This window comes from Leucobacter sp. gxy201 (assembly GCF_051043335.1).
In the GTDB taxonomy this organism is placed as follows: domain Bacteria; phylum Actinomycetota; class Actinomycetes; order Actinomycetales; family Microbacteriaceae; genus Leucobacter.
Map to the genome: position 1 here is coordinate 274,790 of NZ_JAMXWS010000004.1, position 24,514 is coordinate 299,303.

Consider the following 24,514-nt stretch of genomic DNA (forward strand, 5'->3'; position numbering starts at 1 on the left):
TTGCGGAGCCCCGGGGCACTGCGCATAAGCTCGCAGCATGTCTCCCATAACAACACGTGATCGAATCGGTGTCGAGGCCGATCCCGGCGCCGCAGCCCCCACCGCCACGGCGATCGCTGCGCCGACCGAGGTCGTCGCAGCCGCGGCTCCCGCAGCCGTGTCTCCGATCGCCGTGGACCGCGTCGTTCCGCTGCGGCACTGGGCTCGCTGGATCGCCAGCGCCGTCGCCGTCTTCCTGCTCGCACAGCTGCTGTGGACCTTCTTCACGAACCCGCAGTGGCGCTGGAACGTCTTCGCCGAGTACTTCTTCAACGCGGCCGTGCTGCGCGGCCTCTGGCTCACGCTCTGGCTCACCGCCGTATCGGCGGTCATCGGCTTCGTGCTCGGCGCGGTGCTCGCCCTCGCCCGGCTCTCGGGCTCGGCGCTCCTGAACTCGTTCGCCTGGGGGTTCATCTGGTTCTTCCGCTCGGTGCCCCTCATCGTGCAGCTCGTCATCTGGTACAACCTCGGCTATCTCTTCCCGAAGCTCGGCATCGGCTGGCCCTTCACCTACGACTTCTGGGTCGTCGAATTCGACACGGTGCGCCTGCTCTCGGCCTCCGTCGCCGCGATCCTCGGCCTCTCGCTGCACCAGGCCGCCTACTCCGCCGAGATCATCCGCGGCGGCCTGCTCTCGGTCGACCAGGGGCAGCTCGAGGCCGCGAAGGCGCTCGGCATCCCGCGCGCCCGCCGCTTCTTCCGCATCGTGCTGCCGCAAGCGCTGCGCGTCATTCTGCCGAACGCGTTCAACGAGGTCATCGGCCTGCTCAAGGGCACCTCGGTCGTGTTCATCGTCGCGCTGCCCGAACTCTTCTACACCGTGCAGGTGATCTACAACCGCAACAGCCAGGTGATCCCGTTGCTGCTCGTCGCCGCCGCCTGGTACACGATCTTCACCACCGTCCTGAGCATCGCCCAGTACTCGCTCGAGCGCCGCTTCGCCCGCGGCACCGCGCGCGAGCTGCCCCCGACGCCCCTGCAGCGGGCCCGGGCCGGCCTGCGCCGCTTCACCGCGGGTGCACGCACCCGCACGCAGAACGCGCCGGCCGTCGCCGCGATCATCGCCGAAGCGCGCTGATCCCTGCAGAGCCCACCACCCGGCCACTGAAAGGCACCCGAGACATGACCACCGCCCCCGCCACCGCCCCCGCCCGCACGGGCCTCGTCGAGATCGCCGACGTGCACAAGTCGTACGCCGAGAACGAGGTGCTGCACGGCGTCTCGCTCACGGTCGAGCCCGGCCAGGTCGTCGCGCTGCTCGGCCCGTCGGGGTCGGGCAAATCGACCCTCTTGCGCGCCATCAACCACCTCGAGACCATCGACGCCGGTTCGATCACCATCGACGGCGACTACATCGGCTACGAGCGCCGCGGCGACCGCCTCCACGAGCTGCCCGAGAAACGGGTGCTGCAGCGGCGCACCCGCGTCGGCATGGTGTTCCAGAACTTCAATCTCTTCCCGCACCTCACCGCGATCGAGAACGTCGTCGAGGCGCCGCTCGCCCTGAAGCGCGCGACGAAGCCCGAAGCGCTCGCCCAGGCCCGCGCGCTGCTCGCCCGTGTCGGCCTCGCCGACCGCGCCGACCACTACCCGCGCCAGCTCTCGGGCGGCCAGCAGCAGCGCGTCGCCATCGCCCGCGCCCTCGCGCTCGAACCCGACGTGCTGCTCTTCGACGAACCGACCTCGGCGCTCGACCCCGAGCTCGTCGGCGAGGTGCTCAGCGTCATCAAGGACCTCGCGAATGAGGGCCGCACCCTCGTCATCGTCACCCACGAGATCGGATTCGCCCGCGAGGTCGCCGACCACGTCGTCTTCCTCGACGCCGGCCGCGTCGTCGAGCAGGGCAGCCCCGACCGGGTGCTGCGCGACCCCGAAGAGGAGCGCACCCGCGAGTTCCTCGACTGGGTCATCTGACCGCAGCCACTGCACCGCACCACCACCGTCACCGTCACCGTCATCATCCGCACCCCGACCCGAACAGGACCCCGACCCATGACCACCGCACCGCCCGCGCAGCGCACGCACCGCCGCGCCCCCGCCTCCCGTCTGCTGCTCGCCGCCACCGCGGCCCTCGCGATCGCCGGCCTCGCCGCCTGCTCCACGCCGTCGACCGCGGCACCGGGCGCCCCCGGCGCTCCCGGCGCCCCGGGCGCAGGCGCCGCATCGCCCTTCGACCTCACCTCGGCGAACGCCGACGACCGCGTACGCATCGACCCCGTGCCCGAAGCCGTCCAGGCGCTCGAGCAGAGCGGCTTCCAGCCGATCCAGGAGGGCAGGCTCACCGTCGCCGTCAACGCCTACGAGCCCCCGCTCAGCCTGCTCGCCGAAGACGACAACAGCACCCTGCTCGGCGTCGAGCCCGACATCGCCCAGCTCGTCGCCGACGGCCTCGGCCTCGAACTCGACCTCGAGAACGTCGCCTGGGCCGACTGGCCCCTCGGCGTCGAATCGGGCAAGTACGACGCCGTCGCCTCGAACGTGACCGTGACCGAGGAGCGCAAGGATCTCTTCGACTTCGCCGTGCACCGCAACGACGTCCTCGCCTTCGCGGTCGCCGCGAACAGCGACATCGACAGCATCACGAAGGCCGAGGACGTCGCGGGGCTCCGCATCGCCGTCGGCAGCGGCACGAACCAGGAGAAGATCCTGCTCGACTGGTTCGCCGAGAACGAGAAGAACGGCCTCGAGCCCGGCGAGCCCGTCTACTACGACGACAACGCCGCGGCCTTCCTCGCCGTCTCGTCGGGCCGTATCGACGCCGCCTTCGGCCCGAACCCGACCGCCGCGTACCGCGTCGCGACGACGGGCGAGTGGAAGGTCGTCGGCACGCTCAACGGCGGCTTCCCCGACAACGCCCAGATCGGCGTCGCGACCGCGAAGAGCAACGGCCTCATCGACCCGGTCGCGATCGTGCTGAACCATGCCATCGAGAGCGGCGACTACGCCGCCGCGCTCGACCGCTGGCAGCTCGGCGACGAGGCGGTCGAGGAGTCGCTCGTCAACCCGCCCGGTCTGCCCCGCCAGTAACCGCACCTTCCGAGCATCCCCGCACCTTCCGAGCATCCCGAATCACCCAGGAGTCCCCATGCCATCCATTCGACGACCCGTTCTCGCTCTGCTCGTCGGCCTCGCCGCAGCATCGTCTCTGACGCTCGCCGGATGCTCGGCGGGGGCCGTCGACGGGGCGCTCGGAGCCGGTGCTCCGCAGGCCGCGGGCTCGGTGTTCGACCTCACGACGGGCAACCTCGACGACAGGCCCCACATCGAGCCCGTGCCCGACGCGGTCGCCGCCCTCGAAGCGAGCGGCTTCACGCCGATCCAGAGCGGCAGGCTGACCGTCGCGCTCGGCGGCAGCGGGGCGCCCCCGACCTCCTTCTTCGCGGAGGACGACGCGCAGACGGTGCTCGGCAGCGATGCCGATCTCGCGTCGCTCATCTCGGAAGGGCTCGGGCTCGACTACGCGCCCGAGAACGTCGCCTGGGCGGACTGGCCGCTCGGCATCGAGTCGGGCAAGTACGACCTCGCCCTCACGAACATCGGGGTGACCGAGGAGCGCAAGGACCTGTTCGACTTCGCGACCTACCGCGACGCGGTGATGGGGTTCATCGTCGCAGGCTCCAGCGAGGTGCAGAAGATCGAGGAGCCGGCCGACATCTCGGGGCTCAAGGTCATCGTCGGCAGCGGCACGAACCAGGAGCGGTTCCTGCTCGACTGGATCGCGCAGAACAAGGCCGCCGGCATCGACCCCGGCGAACCGGTCTACTACGAGGATGCGGCGGCGGGCAACCTGGCGCTCGTCTCGGGCCGCGCAGACGTCAGCATCCAGCCCTACTCGCAGGCGAAGTTCCAGGCCGACACCGCGGGCGAGACCCGCGTCGTCGGCAAGTTCAACAGCGCATACCCGGTCAGCGGCCAGGTCGGGGCTGCGACGGCGAAGGGCAACGGGCTCGTCGAGCCCGTGTCGATCGTCATCGACGAGCTCATCGCCTCGGGCGTCTACGACGAGGTGCTGGGCCGCTGGGGGCAGGAGGACGAGCGGCTCGACGAGTCTCTCGTCAACCCGCCCGGACTGCCCCGCTACTGACCAGAGCGTCCGTGAGCGTGGAGCCGAATGCACTACCGGGGGCGTCCCGATGGTGCATTCGGCTCCACGACTCCGGTACCGACCCCGTCCGGGCGCAGCGCGCGCAGATCGACGCGTTCCGCGCCCCGCGCCCCGAAGGCGGCCCGGCACTCGGGTGGCGACCCGCGATCTCCCAGCCATCGCGAACGTAGAATGGGGGCGTGAGCGATAAATTGCTGCATCTGGTGCGCCATGGCGAGGTGCACAACCCGGAGGGCATCCTGTACGGCCGCCTGCCCGGCTACCGCCTGTCCGAACTCGGGCACCGCATGGCCGAGGCCGCCGCGCTCGAGCTCGCGGGCAGCGACCGCGCCGTCGCGCGGCTCATCGCCTCCCCGCTCGAGCGGGCGCAGCAGTCGGCGCGCCCCATTTCGAGCGCGTTCAGTCTCGAGATCGGCACCGATGAGCGCATCATCGAGCCGACGAACAGCTTCGAGGGGCAGAAGGGCAGCGGCCCCGACTCCGACTTCAAGAAGCCGCGCTATTGGTACCGCTACTGGAACCCGCTGCGCCCGAGCTGGGGCGAGCCGTACCGCAGCATCGCCTCGCGCATGCGGCAGGCGATGGACGACGCGTGGGCGAACACGCGCGACGGCGACATCGTGATGGTCGCCCACCAGGCGCCGATCTGGATCGCGCACCTCGACATCGCGGGCCGGCCGCTCTTCCACAATCCCGCGAAGCGCCGCTGCGACCTGTCGAGCATCACGAGCTTCGAGAAGCGCGGCGAGCGCTGGTTCGAGGTCGACTACCGCAACCCGGCGGCGAGTCTGCTCGACGAGGCGAAGGACGTGGGGGCCGTATGAGGTCGCTGTTCCCGGCCTCGACAGGGATCGCTCCGCGTCGCCGCGCGTACATGCGCGTCGCGGCATGCATCGCCGCCCTCGGACTCGCATTCGGAGCGACCGCCTGCAGCAGCGCCGGCGCCGACGACCTGTCGCAGCAGTGGGAGGACGGCGGCGACAAGGGCTTCATCTCGGGCGACGGATCGTCGCTGAGCATCCCGGTCTCGGAGCGCACCGAGCCCGTCGAGTTCTCGGGCGCGACGGAGGACGGCAGCACCTTCGGGACCGACGACATCGCGGGCCGTGTGACGGTGGTCAACTTCTGGTATGCGGGCTGCCCGCCGTGCCGCGCCGAGGCGCCCGATCTCGTCGAGGTGTACGACGAGTTCGCGCCGCAGGGCGTCGCGTTCGTCGGAGTGAATACGCGCGATCAGGTCGCGCAGGCGCAGCAGTTCTCGGAGCAGTTCGGCATCGAGTACCCGTCGATCATGGATGTGGCGGGCGACCGCGAGGTGCAGCGCGCCTTCGCCGGGCAGGTGCCGCTCAACGCCGTGCCGACGACGCTCGTGCTCGACGCGCAGGGCCGCGTCGCCCACCGCGTGCTCGGCCAGCTCGCCGCGGCCTCGCAGCTGCGCACCCTGGTGGAGGAGACGCTGGCGGAAACCGGCGCGGAGCAGTAATCGGTGTCGCTGCAGGAACTGATCGGTGACGGGCAACTGCTCGTCGCCTCGCTGGTCGCCATCGCGGCCGGACTGATCTCGTTCCTCTCGCCCTGCGTGCTACCGCTCGTGCCCGGCTATCTCGCCTACGTGGGGTCGACCGCGAGCGCCGAGCCCGGCGATCGCGCGGCCCGCGGCCGCGTCGTGCTCGGCGCGCTGCTCTTCGTCGGCGGCTTCACGGTCGTGCTCGTCGCGTTCCTCGCGGCCGCCGGTACGGTCGGCGTCTGGCTGCTCGAATGGGAGGGGCTCATCACCCGTCTCATGGGCGTCTTCGTGATCGTCATGGGCCTCGTGTTCATGGGGCTCTTCGGGGCGATGCAGTCGACGAAGAAGCTGCGCGTCAAGCCCCGGTTCGGGCTCGTCGGCGCGCCGTTGCTCGGCGCGGTCTTCGCGATCGGATGGACCCCGTGCATGGGGCCGACGCTCACGGTGATCATGGGGCTGAGCCTGCAGCAGGGATCGGTGCCGCGCTCCATCGCGCTCGCGCTCGCCTACTGCATCGGTCTCGGCCTGCCCTTCGTGCTCGCCGCTTTCGGCTTCGGCTGGATGACGCGCACTATGACATTCTTCAAACGGCATATCCGTGCCGTGAACCTGATCGGCGGAGTTCTGCTGATTCTCATCGGTCTCCTCATGGTGACCGGACTCTGGAGTCGGATGATGTATGCACTGCAGGCGGTGATCGGCGGATATGTCACGCCCCTCTGATTACGACGACGGCTCGGGCGCAGCCCGTCCGGTGGAATCGCCCGAACTCGGCATCGTGGGCTGGGGTCGCTGGTTCTGGCGCCAGCTCACGAGTATGCGCGTCGCACTGATCCTCCTCCTCCTCCTCGCCGTCGCGGCGATCCCCGGCTCGCTGCTGCCCCAGCGCAGCGCCGACCCGAACGGCGTGGTCCAGTACCAGCTCGACCACCCGAAGCTCTTCCCCGTGCTCGATGCGTTCCCGATCCAGGCCTTCGACGTCTACGGGTCGGTCTGGTTCTCGGCCATCTACCTGCTGCTCTTCATCTCGCTCGTGGGCTGCGTGCTGCCCCGCATCGCGCACCACTGGAAGGCCTGGCGCGGCACGCCTCCGAAGACCCCCGCGCGCCTGCAGCGCATGGCGGGTTTCACCGAGGTGCGGGTCTCGAACCCCGACGCGAGCGATGCCGATCGCGCGCAGTTCGCCGAGCAGGCGGTGCAGACCGCTGCCGGAGTGCTGAAGCGCCTGCGCTACCGGGTCGAAGTGCAGCGGGCGTCCCGCCGCGGCGTCGACGAGGTCTCGGTGTCGGCCGAGCGCGGCTACCTGCGCGAGACGGGCAATCTGCTCTTCCACGGCGCCCTGCTCGGCGTGCTCATCAGCGTCGGCATCGGCGGCGTCTTCACCTTCAACGGGCAGAAGGTACTCGTCGTCGGCGAGACGATGATCAACCAGCTGATCGACTACGACACCGTGAACTCCGGCAACTCGTTCGACACGGAGAGCCTCGACCCGTTCGCGCTGACGCTCGACGATTTCGCGGTGACCTACGTCACCCCGGACGACGGCAATGCCGCGGCCATCGGGCAGGTCGAGGACTTCACGGCCTCCGTCACGCTCACGAACCCCGACGGCTCGCAGGAGGACCGGGTGATCCGCGTGAACCACCCGCTGCGCGTGCACGGCTCGCCCATCTATCTGATCGCGAACGGCTACGCGCCCCGGGTCACCATCCGGAACGCCGAGGGCACCGTCGTCTACAGCGAGGCGATGCCGTTCATTCCTCAGGATACGAATCTGACGTCGCTCGGCGTGATCAAGGTGCCCTACGGCATCGAAACCGAAACCGGCGCAGAGACGCAGCTCGGCCTGCGCGGCTTCTTCTACCCGACGAAGGCCGAACTCGAGTCGGGGGCCTTCACCTCGAGCTACCCCGATCTCGAGAACCCGCTGCTCACCCTCGACGTCTTCATCGGCGACCTCGGCATCGACGGCGGTATTCCGCAGTCGGTCTACTCGCTCGACACCGACCAGATGGAGCAGGTCGCCGGGCGCAACGTCGAGGGCAGCAAGTCGTTGCGGCTCACGCCGGGAGACACGGTCGACCTGCCGCGGGGGCTCGGCACCATCACGCTCGACGAGGTGCCCCGCTACGCCTCGTTCGATGTCATGCGCAATCCCGCCCAGACCTGGATCCTCGTCTTCGCCCTGCTCGCGATCGGCGGGCTGCTCTGGTCGCTCTTCGTGCCCCGGCGACGCATGTGGGTGAAGGCGATCGTCACCGACGACGGAGTCGCGCTGCAGTACGCGGCGCTCGCCCGCGGCGATGACCCGAATCTCGAACGCGCCGTCGAAGAACTGATCGCGGCGCACCGAGAGACCTTGTAGCGCCTCGCCGCGACCCCGAAGGACTACGGGGAATGCAATTGGGCTGCAATTGGTCTGCATTGGCGCACGCAAAGTGACTGATGGGCATTTCTCAAGGTGATCTCATAGCAAAGCATGGGTGCGCACAGCGGGTCCGTAGGGTGCTCACGGGGTGCGAGTGTGTCTGAAAAATTACTGAAAGTCGCCGTCTGATCAGGTCTTTTAGTCGTCTCTGTGGCGCTTATCTAACACCCCGAACCTTGCGCAAATTGGGAATGCCGGGCTACCTTGGCCGCGGCCGCTGGTGCGGATTTCCCGTTTCTTGAACCGAGCGACGGTGAAACCCAACGGGGCGTCGAGTCAATCGTCGTCCCGCAGCGCCGCGACATGCACGTTCGGTCGGATTTTCAGGCCACTACTCATTAGGGGATCATCAGTGACGAAACGTCGTCCGCTCGCGCTCGGCGCGGCAGCGGCGCTCGGGCTCGGCAGCCTCGTCATCGCCGCACCGGCGATGGCTGAAGATGCGGAGCCGCAGAGCGTCGAGAACACAGCACAGGTCGCCGAGGTCGCCTCGGCCGCTGCCATCTCGACCGAGGAGCGCATCGCCAAGGCGGCTGCTCTCAACGGAGTCGACGAGAGCATCATCGCTCAGCAGGTCCAGACGGGCGAGCTGCTCGTCTCGCCCAGCGGCAGCATCGCCGAGCTCGACCAGTGGGGCCCGGCAGAGGCGGCGCAGACCGAGATCGACGCCCTCTCGGCGCCGATCCCCGGTACTCCCGCCGGCGGGTCGCTCCCGGGTGCTCCCTTTACCGTCTACCTCGACTTCGACGGCTTCGAAGTCGTCGGCACCGAGTGGAATGAACTGCCCGGCTCGCAGCCCAGCTACTCGCTCGGCGCTTCCGCGATCGACCAGCAGCGCGTCTGGGCCTCGATCGCCGAGGACTACGCACCGTTCAACGTCAACGTCACGACGGCCGACCCCGGCACGGAAGCGCTGGTGAAGAGCTCGGCGGACGACGCGAACTACGGTACGCACCTCGTCATCACCGACACCCCGGTGCCCGACTTCGCCGCCGGCTCGGCCGGCATCGCCTTCCGCGGCAGCGCGGGCTCGAGCTGGGCCGCCCCCGCATTCGTGTTCGTGGGCGCCACCAACAACGACGCCGACGGCAACGAGAATCCCGCGACCGCGATCCCCGAGGTCGTCGGCATGGCGGGTTCGCACGAGGTCGGCCACACCCTCGGCCTGCAGCACGACGGCTTCGGCTCCGAGGAGTACTACAACCCGGACGGCGGCATCTGGGGGCCCGTGATGGGCGCTCCGTACCACGCACCGCTCGTGCAGTGGTCGAACGGCGATTACAACTCGGCCACCAACACCGAAGACGACTTCTCGGTGATGACCGACCGTACCCCCGGTAACCCCGACGGCACCGGCGGCGGCGCCGTCGATGTGCTCCTGGGCTGGACCTACCCGGACGGTACCTGGTTCGAGGGCACCTCGGTGACCTACTGCGATACCAACAGTGCAGACATCGGCAACCCGCAGCCCGGCGACTACATCGTCCTCGCGAACGACGCCGGCACCTGCGACCCGGTGGGCCCCACCATCACGGCTCAGTTCGACTTCCGCGACCGCGCGACCTTCGCGGCAGACGACCACGGGAACGACGCTGCGAGCGCCACCGCCCTCGACAACTCGAACGACACCTTCGAGGCCACGGGCATCATCGGCCAGACCGGCGAGAACGACGTCTTCTCGTTCACGACCGCAGGCGGCGACGTGCTCGCCGAGGTCGCGATCGCAGAGATCAGCCCGAACCTCGACGCGAAGCTCACGCTGACCGACTCGAACGGCACGGAGATCACCTCCGACGCCCCCGAGACCGTGCTGAACGGCAATACGCTCGACGGCCTCGACGCCTCGATCCAGGGCAACCTGACCGCGGGCACCTATTACCTCACCGTCACCGGTGTCGGCCAGGGCGACCCGGCTTCGGCATCGCTGGCCGCGGCGAACGGCTACTCGAACTACGGCAGCCTCGGCAACTACACGATCAGCGGCACCGCTCCCGCATCGGACGAGACGCCCGTCGTCGACGCACCGGCCATCACGAGCCCGGTCACCGGAGCGACCGTTCCCGGCGACGTGACTTTCAGCGGCCTCGGCGCCACGGGCGCGGAGCTGACCATCGTGGTCACTGCTGCCGACGGCACCGAGTACACCGCGACCACCACGGTCAGCAATGGCCAGTGGAGCGTGCAGCTGCCCGCAGAGCTCGCTGCAGGCGACTACACCGTCGTCGCGACCCAGGTGCTCGACGGCACCGAGTCGGCCCCCTCCGACGCGGTGACCTTCACGGTCGAGGCCGAGGATGCGGCCGACGCGGCGGATGCCGGCGCGACCACCGGTGCCGACGGCACCACGGCCGCGAACGGTGCTGATGGCGGTTCGGCCGCCGGCACCGGCGCTGACGGCACCACGGCTGCGAGCGGCGCCGACGGCACTTCCGCCGCAGCCGGCGCGGCAGCTGCCGCCAACGGCACCGCAGCGACGGGCGCCACTGCGAGCGCAGATCCCGGCACCGGGGGCGGCGGCCTGGCCCACACGGGCGGCGACTACGGCTTCGGCACCATGCTCAGCCTGATCACCGTCGCACTGCTCGTCTCGGGCGGCGTGGTCGCACTCGTCGCGATCCGCCAGCGCAAGCAGCAGGAGGAGATGGCCGCCTAACCGGCAGCCACCCCGGCCCGCTTTGCGGGCGATGGATCGGAGGGGCAGGGTTCGTGTGCACGAGCCCTGCCCCTTCGCGTTCTCACAAGAACACGGCATAGCCTGAGAGTCGACCGCTCATCAGACCCACGGAACCTCACCAGAACCACCCGAAGGGCGAAGACCATGCACGAACACGACGACACCCCGCGCCGCACCTCCCGGACCGCGGCGGTCGCGCTCGGCGCGGCAGCCCTGACGGTCGCCTTCGCCGCATCCGCCGTCGGTTGCGCGCCGCAAGGGGCGGAAGACGAGCACGGCGCGCCGACATCGACAGCGGAGGCCGGCAGCGAGGCGCAGGCGGGCTCCGGCGGGGATGCCGCGGGCGCGCAGGCCGAGTCGGGCGCGGGCGCACAGGCCTCGGGCGAGGCGCAAGCGGGTACGGTCGCTCCGCGAAAGGTGCTGCCGCGCGAGATGGGCGGCCAGGAGGCCATCGATGCGCTCGGCGATCGCATCGACCGAGTCGCGAGCCGCAACGCCCTGACGGTCGATGAGCTGAAGGATCTGCTGCTGCGCGACGCGAGCGCTTCGGTCACGCCGAGCGGGGACATCGTCTACCGCGACTGAGCGCGACGCCGGTACGTGCGCCACGCCCAGAACGCGGCCGCGGTGTAGAGCACCGTCGTGACGAGACTGCCTTCGAGTCCGAAGTCGCCTCCGGTGAGCAGTGCGTTCGAGTCGGGCTCCGGGGCGTAGTCGAAGAGCGACTCGCCGACGGTCGACCCCGAGACCGCGACTCCGTAGAGACCGCCCTGGGCCCAGTTCCACACCCCGTGGAAGGCGCAGATGCCCCAGAGGCTCCCGTCGGCCAGGGTGAGCATGGTCGCGAACACCGCGAACAGCACGAGGTTGATCACGGGCATGGGCCCCATGCCCGGATTGGCGCCGTGGATGGCCGCGAACAGCAGCGCCTGGGCGATGACGGCGGCGGTGAGTCCCCAGCGCCTCGCGACGACCTGCGTCAGGTAGCCGCGCGTGACGATCTCCTCGGTCGATCCCTGCAGCAGGAACCCGCCGAGCATCAGCGCGATGAAGCCGAGCGCTGAGGCATCGAGCTCCGGTGCGCGCCAGGCGAGCGCCGCGCCGCCGAGGGCCACCGGCACGAAGACGCAGATGGTGATCATCAGCAGGGCGGTGCCGGCGCCCCGGAGGGCCTGCGCCGCGACCGGCTTCGCGCCGCAGGGAGCGGTGAAGCCCAGTGTCGAAACCGTGCGGCGCTCCTTCGCGCGCACCCAGATGAAGATCAGTGCGGCACCGAACGCGAATGAGCAGAGCGAGAGCAGCAGGTCGGCGCGGGTGCTCGGCTCGATCGCGAACACCGGCTGCTCGCCGCCGAGGCCGAATGCGATGCCCTGCGCGATCGCCCTGAGGACCGGAAGTGCGCCGGTCACGAATATCGCGGTGAGCGTGATGATGAGTCCGACCACGATGCCGGTCGGTCGTTGCGCTTCGAGCATTCCGGCGACGGGGGCGGGGAGGCTCCGAGAGGGCACCGTGCGCTGCGTCATAAGTTTGGACTCTATCCAAATTTGAGTGCGCGGCGCAAGAGCTGCGCTACGTCGGGTCGACGAGGCGCCAGGCGAACGCGGGCAGCCGCAGCTCGACAGGGATCGCAATGCCGGGCACCGTCACGCGGAGTGTGCGTTCGCGATCGTCGAGGTTCGCCGTGACGATGCGCACGTCGGCGCTGGTCGTGCGAGCGCCGACGGCCCAGAGCAGCCCGTCCGGGCTCGGCCCCGCCAGCAGCTCGCCCCCGGCGAGCGCCGCGAGCGCGGCGATGGCCTCGGCGGCGGGGGTGGGCGCACCGTCGGAGGTGCGGATGCCGCGCGGTCCCCACTCCTCGAAATAGGCGAGCCCCGCGACGCCGGGCACCGAGAGCGCCGCGGCGCTCGCGATCGTCCATGCAGCGAGTTCGGGGGCCGCCTGGCGGGCATCGACGGCCCCGGTGAACTCGGTCCCCGTGCCCTCCGCGAGGTCGTGGCGGCCCGGCGTGGGCTGCGGGCGCGTCGCGACGTTGTTGAATCGGGGGCGCAGCGCGATCGGTCCGACGCGCACCGGGAGCCCGGCCGCGTAGTCGACGGTCTGCTGCGCGATGAGGCGCTGCATCGCGACCGACTCGATGAGCTGGGCGGTGCCGAGCGCATGGAACAGCGGCGTCGTCGCGGTGACGATGCCGTCCAGGCCGTCGGGGAGGCGATGCCGTTCGCGGTTCAGCTCGGTGAAGTGCGAACGGCTTCCGCCGATGACGGGCGCCGAGACGCCGGTGCGTGCAAGCGCATCGCGCAGGCGCGCGACCAGCGGGGCGTCCGAGACGTGCAGGGACGCGCTGAAGACCGCGATGCGGGCGAGTCTGCAACCCCGCAGGCGGGAGGCAAGCTCATCGAACCCGTCGACATCGTCCGGCGAGACGACGCGCGCATCGAGGGGAACGCCGCGTGCCGCGGCCCGCTGCAGCGCGGCTGGCCAGGCACGGGTGCGCAGGTCGAGCTCGACGAGCAGCTCGCCACCGGGCGGGGCCGTCAGCTCGGGCGCGGGATCGGGGGCCTCCGAGGCGGCGACTCCGATCGTCGGGAAGACGCCACCGGCTTCGAGCGCGATCGCGGCGACCTCGGCCCGCGTCGCGACGCCCGCGGCGCTGTGCGGCCGCACGTCGACCCGCACCGTCTGCCGCACGCGCTCGCCCTCCACGAGCCGGTACGGGAACGGGAGCGCGAGCGGGCGGCTGTAGGTCTTGTACGAGGCGTCGGTCCAGTTGCGCTGATCCTCCATCTCGAAGACGTCGCCCGCGAACGCGGTGGTGATCTCGAGGCCGTCGTGCTCCCAGGTGAGGGCCGCGATGTCCCGCACCGGCTGGTGGGGCGAGATCTCGCGAGGGAACGCGGTGCGCTCGACAGAGCCATCGGCATGCCGCACGCGCAGGTCGGCGCCCGCGGCGCCGGCCGGATGCAGCACGACGAGGCCCGTGCGGTTCGTCTCGTAGTCGATCTGCGAGACGGCCTCGAACGCGACGGTGAGTGCATCGCCGTCGGTCTCGATGGTCAGCCCGCCGACGAGGTCGCTGCCGAACCCCGTCGACCGCAGGGGAAGCCGCAGGCGCCGTGCGGAGCCGCCGGACCCGTCAGGCGCGGCCGGCTCGTCGATCGGCTCGCCGAGCGTCCAGCCTGCGGTGCTCCAGTCGCCGTCGCGCACGACCGCGCGGATGCTGCGCAGCACCGAACGACCGTCGTACGCAAGGTCGGCGACTTCGTCGTCGCGCAGCTCGAGCCTCCACGGGCCGGCCGTCCAGGCGATGCCCCCGTCTTCCCAGCGCTCCCCGGTCATGGGCTCGATCCTAGAGCGTCGTCATGCCGCCGTCGACGGCGAAGAGGGACCCGGTCGCGAAGGCCCCGTCCTCCGATGCGAGGAACACCATGATGCCCTCGATGTCGGTGGGGGAGCCGGCGCGGCCGAGCGGGATGCGCCCGATGATGGCGGCCCGCGCCTCGGGGTCGTCGCTGATCGTCGTGACGAGGCTCGTCTCGGTGTAGGCCGGCACGACCGTGTTCACGCGTATGCCGCGATCGGCATACGCGGCCGCGACGGTGCGCGCGAGCCCGTGGATGCCGGCCTTCGACGCGCTGTAGGCGGTGAAGTCCCTGCCCTCGCCGTTCAGCCCGGTCGGGCTGCCCGTGAGGATGATCGAGCCGCCCCCGTGCGCGAGCATCGAGCGCGTCGCGTGCTTCACGGTCAGGAAGGTGCCGGTCAGATTGATGTCGATGGTGCGGCGCCAGACGTCGAGGTCGAGGTCGGCGGCCTCCGCGTCCTGGCCGAAGAGCTGCACTCCGGCGTTCGCGACGACGACGTCGGGGGCCCAGCCCGCCGCTTCGACCTCCGCGAACGCGGTTTCGACCGACGCCTCGTCCGAGATGTCGACGGTGACCGCGCGGGCGGTGGCGCCGATCCCTGCCGCTGCCGCTGCCGCCGCTTCGGCGTCGCGGTCGGCGATCACGACGCGCGCTCCCTCGGCGGCGAAGCGGGCCGCGACTGCGTGGCCGATGCCGGTCGCGGATCCGGTGACGAGAGCCGTCTTCCCATGCAAGCGCGCCATCACTGCTCCTTCGTGCTCGAACCGGCCGTGCTCGAACCGGCCGCGGCGCCCGAGCGGTCGATGCCGTCGAGGTGCAGCATGCGCGCCAGGTTCTTGTCGAGCTCGTCGTCGCGGAAGATCTTCTTCCAATCGTCCTTGATGATGCTCTCACGGCCGTAGTCCATGGCGATGAGGCAGGCGTCGCTGAAGGGGTTGTCGCCGCGCAGTCCGTTCGCGAGGGCGACCTGCGTGTGACCGTAGAGAATGCTGCGAGCGGCATCGGCCGGTACGCCCATGGTATTGATCGTCTCTTCGAGCGCCTCGTTGAGCAGCGCGCCGATCATGCAGGCGACCGTCTCGACGAGCGTCGGCTCGAGCTGCGCGAGCTGCTTGATGGTGACCCAGTGCACGTCGATGACGGGGGCGTAGATGGCGCGCACGGTCGTCTCGACGATAGCCTGCTTCGCGGGGTCGTCAGACTCGACGGCCGCGATCGCATCCTGCGGGGCCGCGATGCCGCCGAAGGTGTCGGCCCACTCCTCGGGCGTCTGGCGCTGCAGGAAGATCGAGGGGTGGCACGGGTGCGCGACGGCCTGGATGACGTCGTCGCGAGTGGTGAGCAGACCTGCGTAGGCGGCGGCGGGGTCGAGCGTCAGCACGATGGCGCCCGGCTGCAGCTGCGGCACGATCTCGGCCGTCACGGCGGCCAGCGCGAGGTCGGGCACCGCGAGCACGGCGATGTCGGCGTCGGCGATTGCGGCGGCGAGATCGCTGAGCGCGCGGCCGGCCTCGCGGGTGCGCTCCTGGCCGGCGGGCGAGTTCTCGACGTAGCGCACGTCGTGCGCGGTGCGCGCGAGGTTGTTCGACACGCGCATGCCCATCTTGCCGCCCGCGCCGATGACGGCGATGCGGTACTGCTCGGTGTTCTCGGTCATTGCGTGCTCCTCAGATATTCGATGGTGCGCCTCGTCCACGCCCGTTCGGCGTCGACGGTGGTGCGGGGGTCGCCCTGCCAGGGCAGCCAGTGCTCGACGATCTCGTCGATGCCGCGCTCGCGCGGGCGTACGGTGCTCAGCAGATGCGGGTAGTCGTGCAGGCCGGCGCCCATGGGGGCGCCGCTGTAGGTGAAGCCCACCCAGCCGGCCTGGCGGTCGAAGTCGAAGTCCTTGACGTGCACGTTGCCCGTGAGTGCGGCGGCGGCCTCGACGCAGCTCCGCGGCGTTTCGAGGCGGGCGACGACGTTCGCGGGGTCGAGGCAGATCGCGAGACGGTCGCTGCCGATCGATTCGATGAGCGCGACGAGGTCGGCGGTGGCGACCTGCTCGTAGGTCTCGAGCGCGAGGGTGACTCCGGCCGCCTCGTATGCGGGCAGCGCCCGGCGCAGGCGGGCCTCGGCCTCGGCGAGCGTGGGGCGCGAGCCGGGGGAGAAGAGCATGCTGCGCACGAGGCGCGCGTCGTACCGTTTGGCGAGGGCGAGGTAGCGGGCGAGGTGCTCGGGGTCGACGCCCTTGGTGCCGAGCTGGATGGTGAGCCCCAGGTCGCGGGCTGCCGCCGCGCTCTCGTCGACCTCTCGATCGGTGAAGCCGTCGAGCGGCGCGTAGTCGCAGATCTGGAAGAGCTCGACGCCGAGGCTCCGGGTGGCTTCGAACGCGCCGCGCAGGCTCAGCGGGGCGTCGACCCGGTCGGAGTGCTGCCAGAAGAACGCGTAGCTGCCGAGTCCGATCATGCGCGCTGCTCCTGTCGACGGTCGTGCCGGGTCGGGGTGATCCCTGTCGAACATTATGGCAACCGGTTGACCAATTTTCAAGACTCGCGACAGGGATCGCCGACGCGCGCCGCCCGCGCGCTAGGTTGGTCGCATGCCGCAATTCCCGAGTGACCGAAGCGCCGACCTCGTCGCGGGTCTCGCGCCGATCCCCGGCGGCAGCCCGGTCTCCGAGGTCGCTCGACGCCTGCTCGACCTCTTCACCGGCGGCGACATCCTGCCGGGCACCCGCCTGCCTCCCGAACGGCAGCTCGCCGCGACCCTCGAGGTCGGGCGGTCGGCGGTGCGCGAGGCGCTCGCGGCCCTCGAGATCATCGGCATCGTCGACGTGCGCCCCGGGTCGGGCACCTACCTGCGCGGCACCGCGAGCGAACTGCTGCCGCAGACGCTGCGCTGGGGTCTGCTGATCGGGGAGCGCAGCACCTCCGACCTGCTCGAGCTGCGGTCGGGGCTCGAGATCTACGTGGCGCGCCTCGCGGCGGGGCGCGTGGGCGCCGTTCGCAGGGGCGCCGGTGCTGTCGGTGCGGAAAGCCCTGGCGCGGGAGGCCCGGAGGACGCGCTCGCCGCGCTGCGCGACAGCCTCGCCCGCATGGAGGGCGCCGACGGGAAGCCGCAGGCGTTCGTGCGGGCCGACAACGACTTCCACCTCGCGCTCTCGGCCGCCGCGGCGAACACCGCCCTCGCCGACCTGCTGCACGTGGTGCGTTCGCTGCTGCACGTCTACGACGACCGCGCCGTGCAGGGGATCGACGCTATGACGGCGGCGGTCGCCGAGCATCGCGCCGTGCTCACCGCGATCGAGGCCGGCGACGAAGACCAGGCGGCGTCGGCTATGGCGCTGCACATGGGCACCGCCTCAGCCCGACTGCGAGATGCGGCCGCCGGGGTCGGAGGCGCGCAGAGCTGGTAAAATCTGCCGCGTGAACGCAGCGCAGATTCCCACCGACCTCGCCGACCTCCTCGAACGCCCCCTCTACGGCACCCTCGCCGTCGTCGGTCGCAAGGGAGGCGCCCAGGCGAGCCCCATGTGGTTCGAGGTCGTCGACGGCACGCTCCGCTTCACCCACACCAGCTCCCGTGAGAAGTTCAAGGCCCTGCGGCTGAACCCGTCGATGAGCTTCGTCGTCTTCGACCCCGAGTCGCCGACCCGCTACGTCGAGGTGCGCGGCGAGCTCGTCGAGTCGATCGGCGACCCGACCGGAGGCTTCTACCAGCGGCTCGCGCGCCGCTACGGCCAGACCGACCCGGCGGCGCCCGCCGACGCGGCCGACCGCGTCATCCTCGTCATGTCGATCGATCGCGTGCTCGGTCACTGAGCGCGGTCGGTGGCCGAGCCCGAGGGCTCCGCGCGGTTCGGCGAGTTCCGGGCCGGGCTCAGGCTTTCTTCACCAGCGCCGACTTGAGCAGCATGGGGCCGAACCCCGTGATCTTGCAGTCGATATCGTGCCCGTTCACGGGGGCGATCAGCCGGATGGAGCGCACTTTGGTGCCCGCCTTGATGCCCTGGGGCGACCCTTTGACCTTGATCGTGGTCGTCACGACGACGGTATCTCCATCGGCGAGGATGTTGCCCACGGCATCCTTGACGATCGGGGCGGCTTCGCCGCCCGCCCCCGAATCGGCGTCGGGGTCGGCTCTGTCGGCGGCCGACCACTCGTGGCCGCACATCGGGCAGACGAGCAGTGCTCCCAGTTCGTAGGCGTGTTCGCTGGAGCATGCGGGGCAGAGGGGGATCGAGTGAGACATGTTCGTCAGTATATTGCGATATGATGAAATCATCATGCCGTCCGGGCTCGGACCGTCGAGGGAGTGTGAGAATCGTGCTGAGCGACCCGAATCGCCCGCTCTACGAGATCAAGGCTGGGCTGTTCAAAGGGCTCGCGCATCCGATCCGCATCCGGATCCTCGAGGTGCTCTCGGCGACGGACGAGGCTTCCGTGTCGGAGATGCTCGCCGAGATCGACCTGGAATCATCGCACGTTTCGCAGCACCTCGCCGTGCTGCGCCGCAACGGCCTCGTGGAGTCGGAGCGCCGCGGCAGCCTGGTCTACTACCGCCTCGCCCATCCGCAGGTCGCGGAGCTGCTCCGCGTCGCTCGCGCTCTGCTCGGCGAAGTGCTCGAAACGGTCGAGCAGCGGCTCGTCCGGCGCGCGGAGCTGCCGGCGATCCCCATGAGCGCTGCGGCCGCCGCAGACGAGGGGTGAGCGAGGCGATGGCGGGCCGCGTGCGCAGCTCGTTCAGATCACTGCTCCCGTCGCGGGCCGACTACCGGGAGGCGCGCAGCTCGTGGAGACCTGATCTGCTCGCCGGTGTGACGGTCGGCATCGTCGCGCTGCCGCTCGCGCTCGCCTTCGGTGTCAGTTCGGGCGCAGGGGCCGAGAGCGGAATCGTCACCGCGATCATCGCCGGCATCGTGGCTGCGATCTTCGGCGGCTCCCATGTGCAGGTCTCGGGCCCGACCGGTGCCATGGTGGTCGTGCTGGCGCCCATCATCGCCTCGCACGGTGCGGGTGCGCTCGCGCTCGTATGCCTCATGGCGGGGCTCATCGTGCTCGCGGCCGGGATGCTGCGGCTCGGACGCACGGTCTCGTACATCCCCTGGCCTGTCATCGAGGGGTTCACACTCGGCATCGCGATCATCATCTTCCTGCAGCAGGTTCCGCTGGCGACAGGCACCGAACCCGGCGACAGCACGAACGCCGCGGTCGCGGCCCTGCGCTCGGTGCAGGCTTCGGCCGAGCCGAAGACCGGTTGGTCGCTGCTGCTCGTCGCCATCGTCGTGATCATCATGCTGGTGGCGCTGCGCATCCGTCCTCGTTTCCCGGGCTCGCTCGTCGCCATCGTCGTCGCCACGCTCGTCTCCGTGCTCTGCGGGCTGCCCGTCGACACCATCGGCGAACTCCCCGCGGGGCTCCCGGCGCCGGCGTTGCCGCTGCTCGACCCGGTCACGGCGACCTCGCTCCTCGGCCCGGCATGCGCCGTGGCAGCGCTGGCCGCGATCGAATCGCTGCTGTCGGCTCGGGTCGCCGAGACCATCGCCGACACCGGCCCCGTCGACGCCGACCGCGAACTCGTCGGTCAGGGGCTCGCCTCCGTCGCCGCGGGGCTCTTCGGAGGCATGCCCGCAACCGGCGCCATCGCCCGCACCGCGGTGAGCGTACGCGCTGGCGCCCGCACGCGCATCGCCGCGATCGCCCACGGCCTGCTCCTCCTGCTGGTCGTGCTGATCGGCTCGGCCGTCGTCTCCCGGATTCCGCTCGCGGCGCTCGCAGGGGTGCTGATGGTCACCGCCTGCCGCATGATCGCGCCCCGCACCGTGCGCACGATCGTGCGCGCATCGAGATCCGACGCGATCGTCTTCACGCTCACCGCCATCGTGACGGTCAGCGTCGATCTGATCTACGCCGTGCTGGTCGGGCTGCTCGTCGCGGGGTTCTTCGCCCTGCGGCAGCTGGCCCGCACGAGCGGCGTGCATCGCGAGGACCTCCCGGGCCCCGCCGTGCCGGGCGACGAGCGCATCGCCGTGTTCAGGCTCGAGGGCGCGCTCTTCTTCGGCGCGGCCGAACGCACGCTCGAACGCGTCTCGAATCTGCGCGAAGTGGAGGTCGTCATCCTGCGCATGTCCGAACTGCAGCTGCTCGATGCGACCGGGGCGCAGGTCATCACCGAGCTCATCGGCGCACTCGAGCGGCGAGGGGACACAGTGCTCATCGCAGGGATCCGCCCCGACCACAGGGGCATGGCCGAACGAGTCGGCGTGCTCTCGTCGCTGCGGCACCAGAAGCATCTCTTCGAAGAGCTGGACCCAGCGGCCGAGCACGCGCGCAGCCACATCGTGCGGTCCTCGAGACGTCGCGGATGAACGCTGAGCAGCGATCCGCCGCGGGAACGGGCCCGTGACGCAGGATAGGGTGGGGAACCGTGAGCGCATCGGGGCCTCACGAATCGTCGAAGGGGTGTCACCGTGAGCGATGCATCCGTCCAGTACGTCACCGGCAGGTTCATCCGCACCGACCTCGACTGCGTGCCCGCGCCGGAGCGCGGCGCCGACCCCGCATCGGCATGCGAGGCGATGCTCATCGAAGGCGGCCGTATCGTCGCGATCGGCTCGCGCGCAGAGATCTCGGCGCCCGCCGGTGCCGAGAAGGTCGACCTCGGCGAGGGCTGGGCGATCCCCGGCCTCATCGAACCCCATGGGCATCCGTCGGAGTCGGCGGCTCTCATGGGCGACGGCGTCATCGATATCCGCCCGGTGACGCTCGGCGGCGCAGACGAGGTGTGGGGCGCCATCCGGTCGGCGATCACAGCGCGGCCCCGCACGGCACGGGTCGTCGCGAACGGGTGGGATCCGCTGCTGCAGCTCGGCCTCGTGCCGCCGAGCATCGACGAACTCGACGCGCTCGCGGGCGACCTGCCGCTCGTGATCGTGCACAATTCGCTCCACTCCGCGTACTTCAACTCGGCCGCTGCGCGAGAGGCCGGCGTCGACCGGGGCACCCCCGACCCCGCCGGCGCCTCGTTCGCGCACGACGCCTCGGGCGAGCTCACCGGGCTGGCGCTCGAAGCCGGCGCGGTGTCGATGATCGTCGCGCCGGCGCTCGCCGCGGCCGAAGCGGAGATGCCCGAGCGCCTCGCCGCCCACCTCGCGGAGCTGCGCCGTGAACGGGGCATCACGACCATCGCCGACCTCACCTGGACGCACGACCTGCACCGTCTCGCGACCGGGATGACCGCGGCCGGGACGCTGCCCGTGCGCCTGCGCGGCTACGAGATGTCGCGCCCCGGGGCGAGCGCCTCGGTGCCGCGCGAGAACGGCGACGCGCGGTACCGGCAGGTCGGCATCAAGATCTGGTCGGACGGCTCGCCCTGGGTCGGCAACATCGCGACATCGTTCCCGTACCTCGACACTGCCGCGACCCGTGCGCTGGGCTTCGCGCCGGGGCACATCGGTCACGCGAACTACACGACCGATCAGCTCATCGACATCGGCTCGCAGTACGCGGGCGAGGGCTGGCAGTTCGCCTGCCACTCGCACGGCGATGTCGCCATCGACAGCACCCTCGACGCCTATGAAGCGCTCATTCGGCGCTTCGGCCTCACCGACCACCGCTTCAGGATCGAGCACTGCGGTCTCATGACGCCCGAGCAGTTCAGGCGGGCGGCAGACCTCGGGGCGACCGTGAGCCTGTTCGTCGACCACATCACCTATTGGGGCGACGTGATCATCGACGACCTCTTCGGCGAGCGCGGCGAGGGGTGGGCCGACGCCGGTGCCGCCTTCGCGGCGGGCCATCGCGCGACCTTCCACAACGACGGCACCGTCACCCCGTGCGAGCCGCTGCGCAACATGGCCGTCGCCGAGACGCGCGTCTCCCGCACCGGGCGGCAGCTCGGAGGCGCGGGGGCCTCGCGTCTCGACGCACTGCGGGCGCACACTTCGCACGCGGCCTGGCAGCTGCGCAGCGAGCACGAGATCGGGGCCCTCGCGCCGGGCCTGCGCGCCGATTTCGCGGTGCTCGACATCGACCCGCGCACGGCCGAGCCCGAGGCGCTCGCGAATGCGCGCGTGCTCGCGACCGCGGTGGACGGGGTGCTCGAGGGGTGAGCGGGCGGGTGCGCCGGGGCGCCGTAACCGCCGGTCAGGGCCACCGGGTCGGGGGACGAAAAACCCCCGCCGCTCTCGCGACGGGGGTGTGATCGTGCGCCCCAAGGGATTCGAACCCCTGACCTTCTGATCCGTAGTCAGATGCTCTATCCAGCTGAGCTAGGGGCGCAATGTTGATCTCTCAACTCGAAAAACTATACATGAGGCGCCTGGAAAACAAAAATCGCGCCGGAATGCCCGCGCGCGTCGCCGCCGGGAGGAGCAAGCGGGGCGGGCGCGCGGGGCGCGGAACGCATGCGGGTACCCTGGAACGCGTGTCTGAAACGATGAACGAGCACCCCGAAACTGCGTCGAGCACCGGCCTGTCCCCGGAGCTCGCGCGAGCCGAATCGCTGATCCGCGAGATCCCCGACTACCCCATCGAGGGCGTGCTGTTCCGCGACATCACCCCGCTGCTCGCCGACCATCCGGCGCTCGAGGCCACGGTCGACGCCCTGGTCGCGCCCTTCGCGGGCGAGTACGACGTCATCGCCGGGCTCGAGGCCCGCGGGTTCCTGCTCGCCAGCGCCGCCGCCTATGCGGCGGGCGTCGGCCTCATGCCGATCCGCAAGGCGGGCAAGCTCCCGCTGCCGGCGGCGCAGATCGGCTACGACCTCGAGTACGGCACCGCCGAGATCGAAGCGCACGCCGACTTTCCCCGCGGCAGCCGCGTGCTGCTCATCGACGACGTGCTCGCGACCGGCGGCACGCTCGCGGCCTCGAAGCGTCTGCTGACGGCACTCGGCTACGAGCACGCCGGCACGGCGGTGCTGTTCGAGATCGACGGGCTCGGCGGCCGCGAGGCGCTGCGCGATCCGCGTCTGCACACCGTGTTCACGAGCTGAGCGGGCGCGCTGTCATTTAGCGTCACGGGATTGGCCGCGCGTGATCGCCCGCGGGTAGTTTCGCACTCATGACGACTATCGAGACGACCACAGCCGGAAGCCTGCCGCGCACGCAGGCGCTCATCGACGCCAATCAGGCCCGCACGTTCGCCGACGACGGCTTCACGCTGCAGTCGACGCCCGAGTTCGACGCGCTCGTCGCAGAGGCCGTGCGCGACGTCGTGGAGCGCCAGCGCGAGGCAGGCATCACGCAGCCCGGCGACGGCGAGTTCGGCAAGGCGATGTCGAACGCGGTCGACTACGGAGCCTGGTGGACCTACTCGTTCCAGCGCAACTCGGGCCTCTCCGTCACCGAGCGCAACATCTTCACCCAGGAGCCCGTGCGCTCGGCCCCCGGCGACGTGCGCCTCACCTCCTTCCCCGACCGCCGCGACTGGACCCTCTTCGCCGAGGCGTACCAGGATCCCGAGAGCGGCATCAGCGTCGGCAAGAACGCGACCGCGTTCCCGACCACCACCGGTCCGATCGCGTACACCGGCCAGGAGGCCATCGCCGCAGACACCCGCAATCTCTCGGCCGCGCTGCAGAGCGGCGAGCAGGGCTTCCTCACCGCGATCGCCCCGGGTTCGGCCGCCCGCATCGAGAACGACTTCTACGCGAGCGAGCAGGAGCACATCGACGCATGGGTCGCGGCCCTCCGCGAGGAGTACCGGGCCGTGACCGACGCCGGGCTCATCCTGCAGCTCGATGACCCGTCGCTCGCCGAGAACTGGGATCAGATCAACCCCGAGCCGAGCGTCGAGGACTATCTCGCGTTCACTCAGATCCGCATCGATGCGATCAACGAGGCGATCAAGGGCCTGCCGAAGGAGCAGGTGCGCCTGCACCTGTGCTGGGGCTCGTGGCACGGCCCGCACACCACCGACGTCGAGCTGAAGCACATCCTGAAGACCGTGCTCGGCGCGAACGTCGGCCAGATCTCGTTCGAGGCCGCGAACGCGCGCCACGAGCACGAGTGGACTGTGTGGGAGGAGAATAAGAGCATCATCCCCGACGATCTGATCCTCGTTCCCGGCGTCATCGGCCACTCGACGAACCTCGTCGAGCACCCCGACCTCGTCTCGCAGCGCATCGAGCGCTTCGCGAAGATCGTCGGCCCCGAGCGCGTCATCGCCGCGACCGACTGCGGCCTCGGCGGCCGTGTGCACCCGCAGATCGCGTGGGCGAAGCTCGAGGCGCTCGGCGAGGGCGCCCGCCGCGCCGCCCAGCGCGTCTAGCTCTTTCCGCCCCTCCGCGTCGACGGGGTGCCATGCACCTCGCGACCGGAAGCAGCGGGCCCGGGGAGCGACCGGTGTCGCTTTTGCGATGGAGCTCCGTGATATTCCATCACGGGGCGAGAGCGCAACGTCGCGATGCCGGTCGC

The 24,514-nt window shown here is 70.4% G+C and carries 23 protein-coding genes and 1 tRNA gene; 17 read left to right on the forward strand and 7 right to left on the reverse strand.

Annotation, left to right across the window (positions count from 1 at the left end; genetic code table 11):
- Positions 1-37: 37 nt before the first annotated feature.
- From NHL51_RS08635 to NHL51_RS08680, 10 genes are all read left to right on the forward strand, one after another.
- A complete protein-coding gene (locus NHL51_RS08635) occupies positions 38-1,117 on the forward strand; it encodes an amino acid ABC transporter permease (RefSeq protein WP_434143081.1) in 1,080 nt (359 codons plus the stop codon).
- Between the two features lie 44 nt (positions 1,118-1,161).
- Positions 1,162-1,953: an amino acid ABC transporter ATP-binding protein gene (locus NHL51_RS08640; RefSeq protein WP_434143082.1), complete on the forward strand. Its 792-nt coding sequence runs from the start codon at positions 1,162-1,164 to the stop codon at positions 1,951-1,953.
- Positions 1,954-2,031: 78 nt separating this feature from the next.
- Complete coding sequence (locus NHL51_RS08645) at positions 2,032-3,066, forward strand: ABC transporter substrate-binding protein (protein ID WP_434143083.1); 1,035 nt, start codon at positions 2,032-2,034, stop codon at positions 3,064-3,066.
- A 58-nt stretch (positions 3,067-3,124) separates the two neighbouring features.
- The gene (locus NHL51_RS08650; RefSeq protein ID WP_434143084.1) at positions 3,125-4,123 is read left to right on the forward strand and encodes a transporter substrate-binding domain-containing protein; all 999 of its coding nucleotides are present in this window, start codon (positions 3,125-3,127) and stop codon (positions 4,121-4,123) included.
- Between the two features lie 200 nt (positions 4,124-4,323).
- Positions 4,324-4,968 carry a histidine phosphatase family protein gene (locus NHL51_RS08655; protein ID WP_434143085.1) on the forward strand — a complete coding sequence of 215 codons (645 nt, stop codon included), beginning with the start codon at positions 4,324-4,326 and terminating at the stop codon, positions 4,966-4,968.
- Positions 4,965-5,627 (forward strand): TlpA family protein disulfide reductase, encoded by a 663-nt coding sequence (locus tag NHL51_RS08660; RefSeq protein ID WP_434143086.1) that lies wholly within the window; start codon positions 4,965-4,967, stop codon positions 5,625-5,627. The genes NHL51_RS08655 and NHL51_RS08660 overlap by 4 nt, the downstream gene beginning before the upstream one ends.
- A 3-nt stretch (positions 5,628-5,630) precedes the next feature.
- Complete coding sequence (locus tag NHL51_RS08665) at positions 5,631-6,374, forward strand: cytochrome c biogenesis CcdA family protein (protein WP_434143087.1); 744 nt, start codon at positions 5,631-5,633, stop codon at positions 6,372-6,374.
- Complete coding sequence (resB, locus tag NHL51_RS08670; protein WP_434143088.1) at positions 6,358-8,016, forward strand: cytochrome c biogenesis protein ResB; 1,659 nt, start codon at positions 6,358-6,360, stop codon at positions 8,014-8,016. The genes NHL51_RS08665 and resB overlap by 17 nt, the downstream gene beginning before the upstream one ends.
- 415 nt (positions 8,017-8,431) lie before the next feature.
- The gene (locus NHL51_RS08675; RefSeq protein WP_434143089.1) at positions 8,432-10,732 is read left to right on the forward strand and encodes an Ig-like domain-containing protein; all 2,301 of its coding nucleotides are present in this window, start codon (positions 8,432-8,434) and stop codon (positions 10,730-10,732) included.
- A gap of 165 nt (positions 10,733-10,897) precedes the next feature.
- Positions 10,898-11,338: a hypothetical protein gene (locus NHL51_RS08680; protein WP_434143090.1), complete on the forward strand. Its 441-nt coding sequence runs from the start codon at positions 10,898-10,900 to the stop codon at positions 11,336-11,338.
- On the opposite strand, the gene NHL51_RS08685 is transcribed toward NHL51_RS08680, so the two are convergent.
- From NHL51_RS08685 to NHL51_RS08705, 5 genes are read right to left on the reverse strand one after another with little or no spacing between them, the layout of a single operon-like run.
- On the reverse strand, positions 11,326-12,279 hold the full coding sequence (locus tag NHL51_RS08685) for a lysostaphin resistance A-like protein (RefSeq protein WP_434143091.1): 954 nt from the start codon (positions 12,277-12,279) through the stop codon (positions 11,326-11,328). The two genes, NHL51_RS08680 and NHL51_RS08685, sit on opposite strands and share 13 nt — an antisense overlap.
- Before the next feature lie 46 nt (positions 12,280-12,325).
- On the reverse strand, positions 12,326-14,092 hold the full coding sequence (locus NHL51_RS08690) for a hypothetical protein (RefSeq protein WP_434143092.1): 1,767 nt from the start codon (positions 14,090-14,092) through the stop codon (positions 12,326-12,328).
- A 10-nt stretch (positions 14,093-14,102) separates the two neighbouring features.
- Positions 14,103-14,858 (reverse strand): SDR family NAD(P)-dependent oxidoreductase, encoded by a 756-nt coding sequence (locus tag NHL51_RS08695; RefSeq protein ID WP_434143093.1) that lies wholly within the window; start codon positions 14,856-14,858, stop codon positions 14,103-14,105.
- Entirely contained in the window at positions 14,858-15,772 is a 915-nt protein-coding gene (locus NHL51_RS08700; protein ID WP_434143094.1) for a phosphogluconate dehydrogenase C-terminal domain-containing protein, read from the reverse strand. The genes NHL51_RS08695 and NHL51_RS08700 overlap by 1 nt, the downstream gene beginning before the upstream one ends.
- Entirely contained in the window at positions 15,769-16,563 is a 795-nt protein-coding gene (locus NHL51_RS08705) for a sugar phosphate isomerase/epimerase family protein (RefSeq protein ID WP_434143095.1), read from the reverse strand. The genes NHL51_RS08700 and NHL51_RS08705 overlap by 4 nt, the downstream gene beginning before the upstream one ends.
- A gap of 133 nt (positions 16,564-16,696) precedes the next feature.
- Between NHL51_RS08705 and NHL51_RS08710 the strand changes: the two genes are divergently transcribed.
- The gene (locus tag NHL51_RS08710; protein ID WP_434143096.1) at positions 16,697-17,512 is read left to right on the forward strand and encodes a FadR/GntR family transcriptional regulator; all 816 of its coding nucleotides are present in this window, start codon (positions 16,697-16,699) and stop codon (positions 17,510-17,512) included.
- 10 nt (positions 17,513-17,522) lie between these two features.
- The gene (locus NHL51_RS08715; protein WP_434143097.1) at positions 17,523-17,918 is read left to right on the forward strand and encodes a pyridoxamine 5'-phosphate oxidase family protein; all 396 of its coding nucleotides are present in this window, start codon (positions 17,523-17,525) and stop codon (positions 17,916-17,918) included.
- Between the two features lie 58 nt (positions 17,919-17,976).
- Here the strand turns inward: NHL51_RS08715 and NHL51_RS08720 are convergent, their stop codons facing one another.
- On the reverse strand, positions 17,977-18,348 hold the full coding sequence (locus NHL51_RS08720) for a zinc ribbon domain-containing protein YjdM (protein WP_434143098.1): 372 nt from the start codon (positions 18,346-18,348) through the stop codon (positions 17,977-17,979).
- 71 nt (positions 18,349-18,419) lie between these two features.
- On the opposite strand from NHL51_RS08720, the gene NHL51_RS08725 reads away from it, so the two are divergent.
- From NHL51_RS08725 to NHL51_RS08735, 3 genes are all read left to right on the forward strand, one after another.
- The gene (locus NHL51_RS08725; RefSeq protein ID WP_434143208.1) at positions 18,420-18,806 is read left to right on the forward strand and encodes an ArsR/SmtB family transcription factor; all 387 of its coding nucleotides are present in this window, start codon (positions 18,420-18,422) and stop codon (positions 18,804-18,806) included.
- Between the two features lie 8 nt (positions 18,807-18,814).
- The gene (locus NHL51_RS08730; RefSeq protein ID WP_434143209.1) at positions 18,815-20,464 is read left to right on the forward strand and encodes a SulP family inorganic anion transporter; all 1,650 of its coding nucleotides are present in this window, start codon (positions 18,815-18,817) and stop codon (positions 20,462-20,464) included.
- Positions 20,465-20,566: 102 nt separating this feature from the next.
- The gene (locus tag NHL51_RS08735) at positions 20,567-22,207 is read left to right on the forward strand and encodes an amidohydrolase (protein ID WP_434143099.1); all 1,641 of its coding nucleotides are present in this window, start codon (positions 20,567-20,569) and stop codon (positions 22,205-22,207) included.
- Positions 22,208-22,302: 95 nt separating this feature from the next.
- Here the strand turns inward: NHL51_RS08735 and NHL51_RS08740 are convergent.
- Positions 22,303-22,376: transfer RNA gene (locus NHL51_RS08740), tRNA-Arg, on the reverse strand.
- A gap of 157 nt (positions 22,377-22,533) precedes the next feature.
- On the opposite strand from NHL51_RS08740, the gene NHL51_RS08745 reads away from it, so the two are divergent.
- Positions 22,534-23,091 carry an adenine phosphoribosyltransferase gene (locus NHL51_RS08745; protein WP_434143210.1) on the forward strand — a complete coding sequence of 186 codons (558 nt, stop codon included), beginning with the start codon at positions 22,534-22,536 and terminating at the stop codon, positions 23,089-23,091.
- Positions 23,092-23,159: 68 nt separating this feature from the next.
- A complete protein-coding gene (locus NHL51_RS08750) occupies positions 23,160-24,368 on the forward strand; it encodes a cobalamin-independent methionine synthase II family protein (RefSeq protein WP_434143100.1) in 1,209 nt (402 codons plus the stop codon).
- The last annotated feature ends 146 nt before the right edge of the window (positions 24,369-24,514 follow it).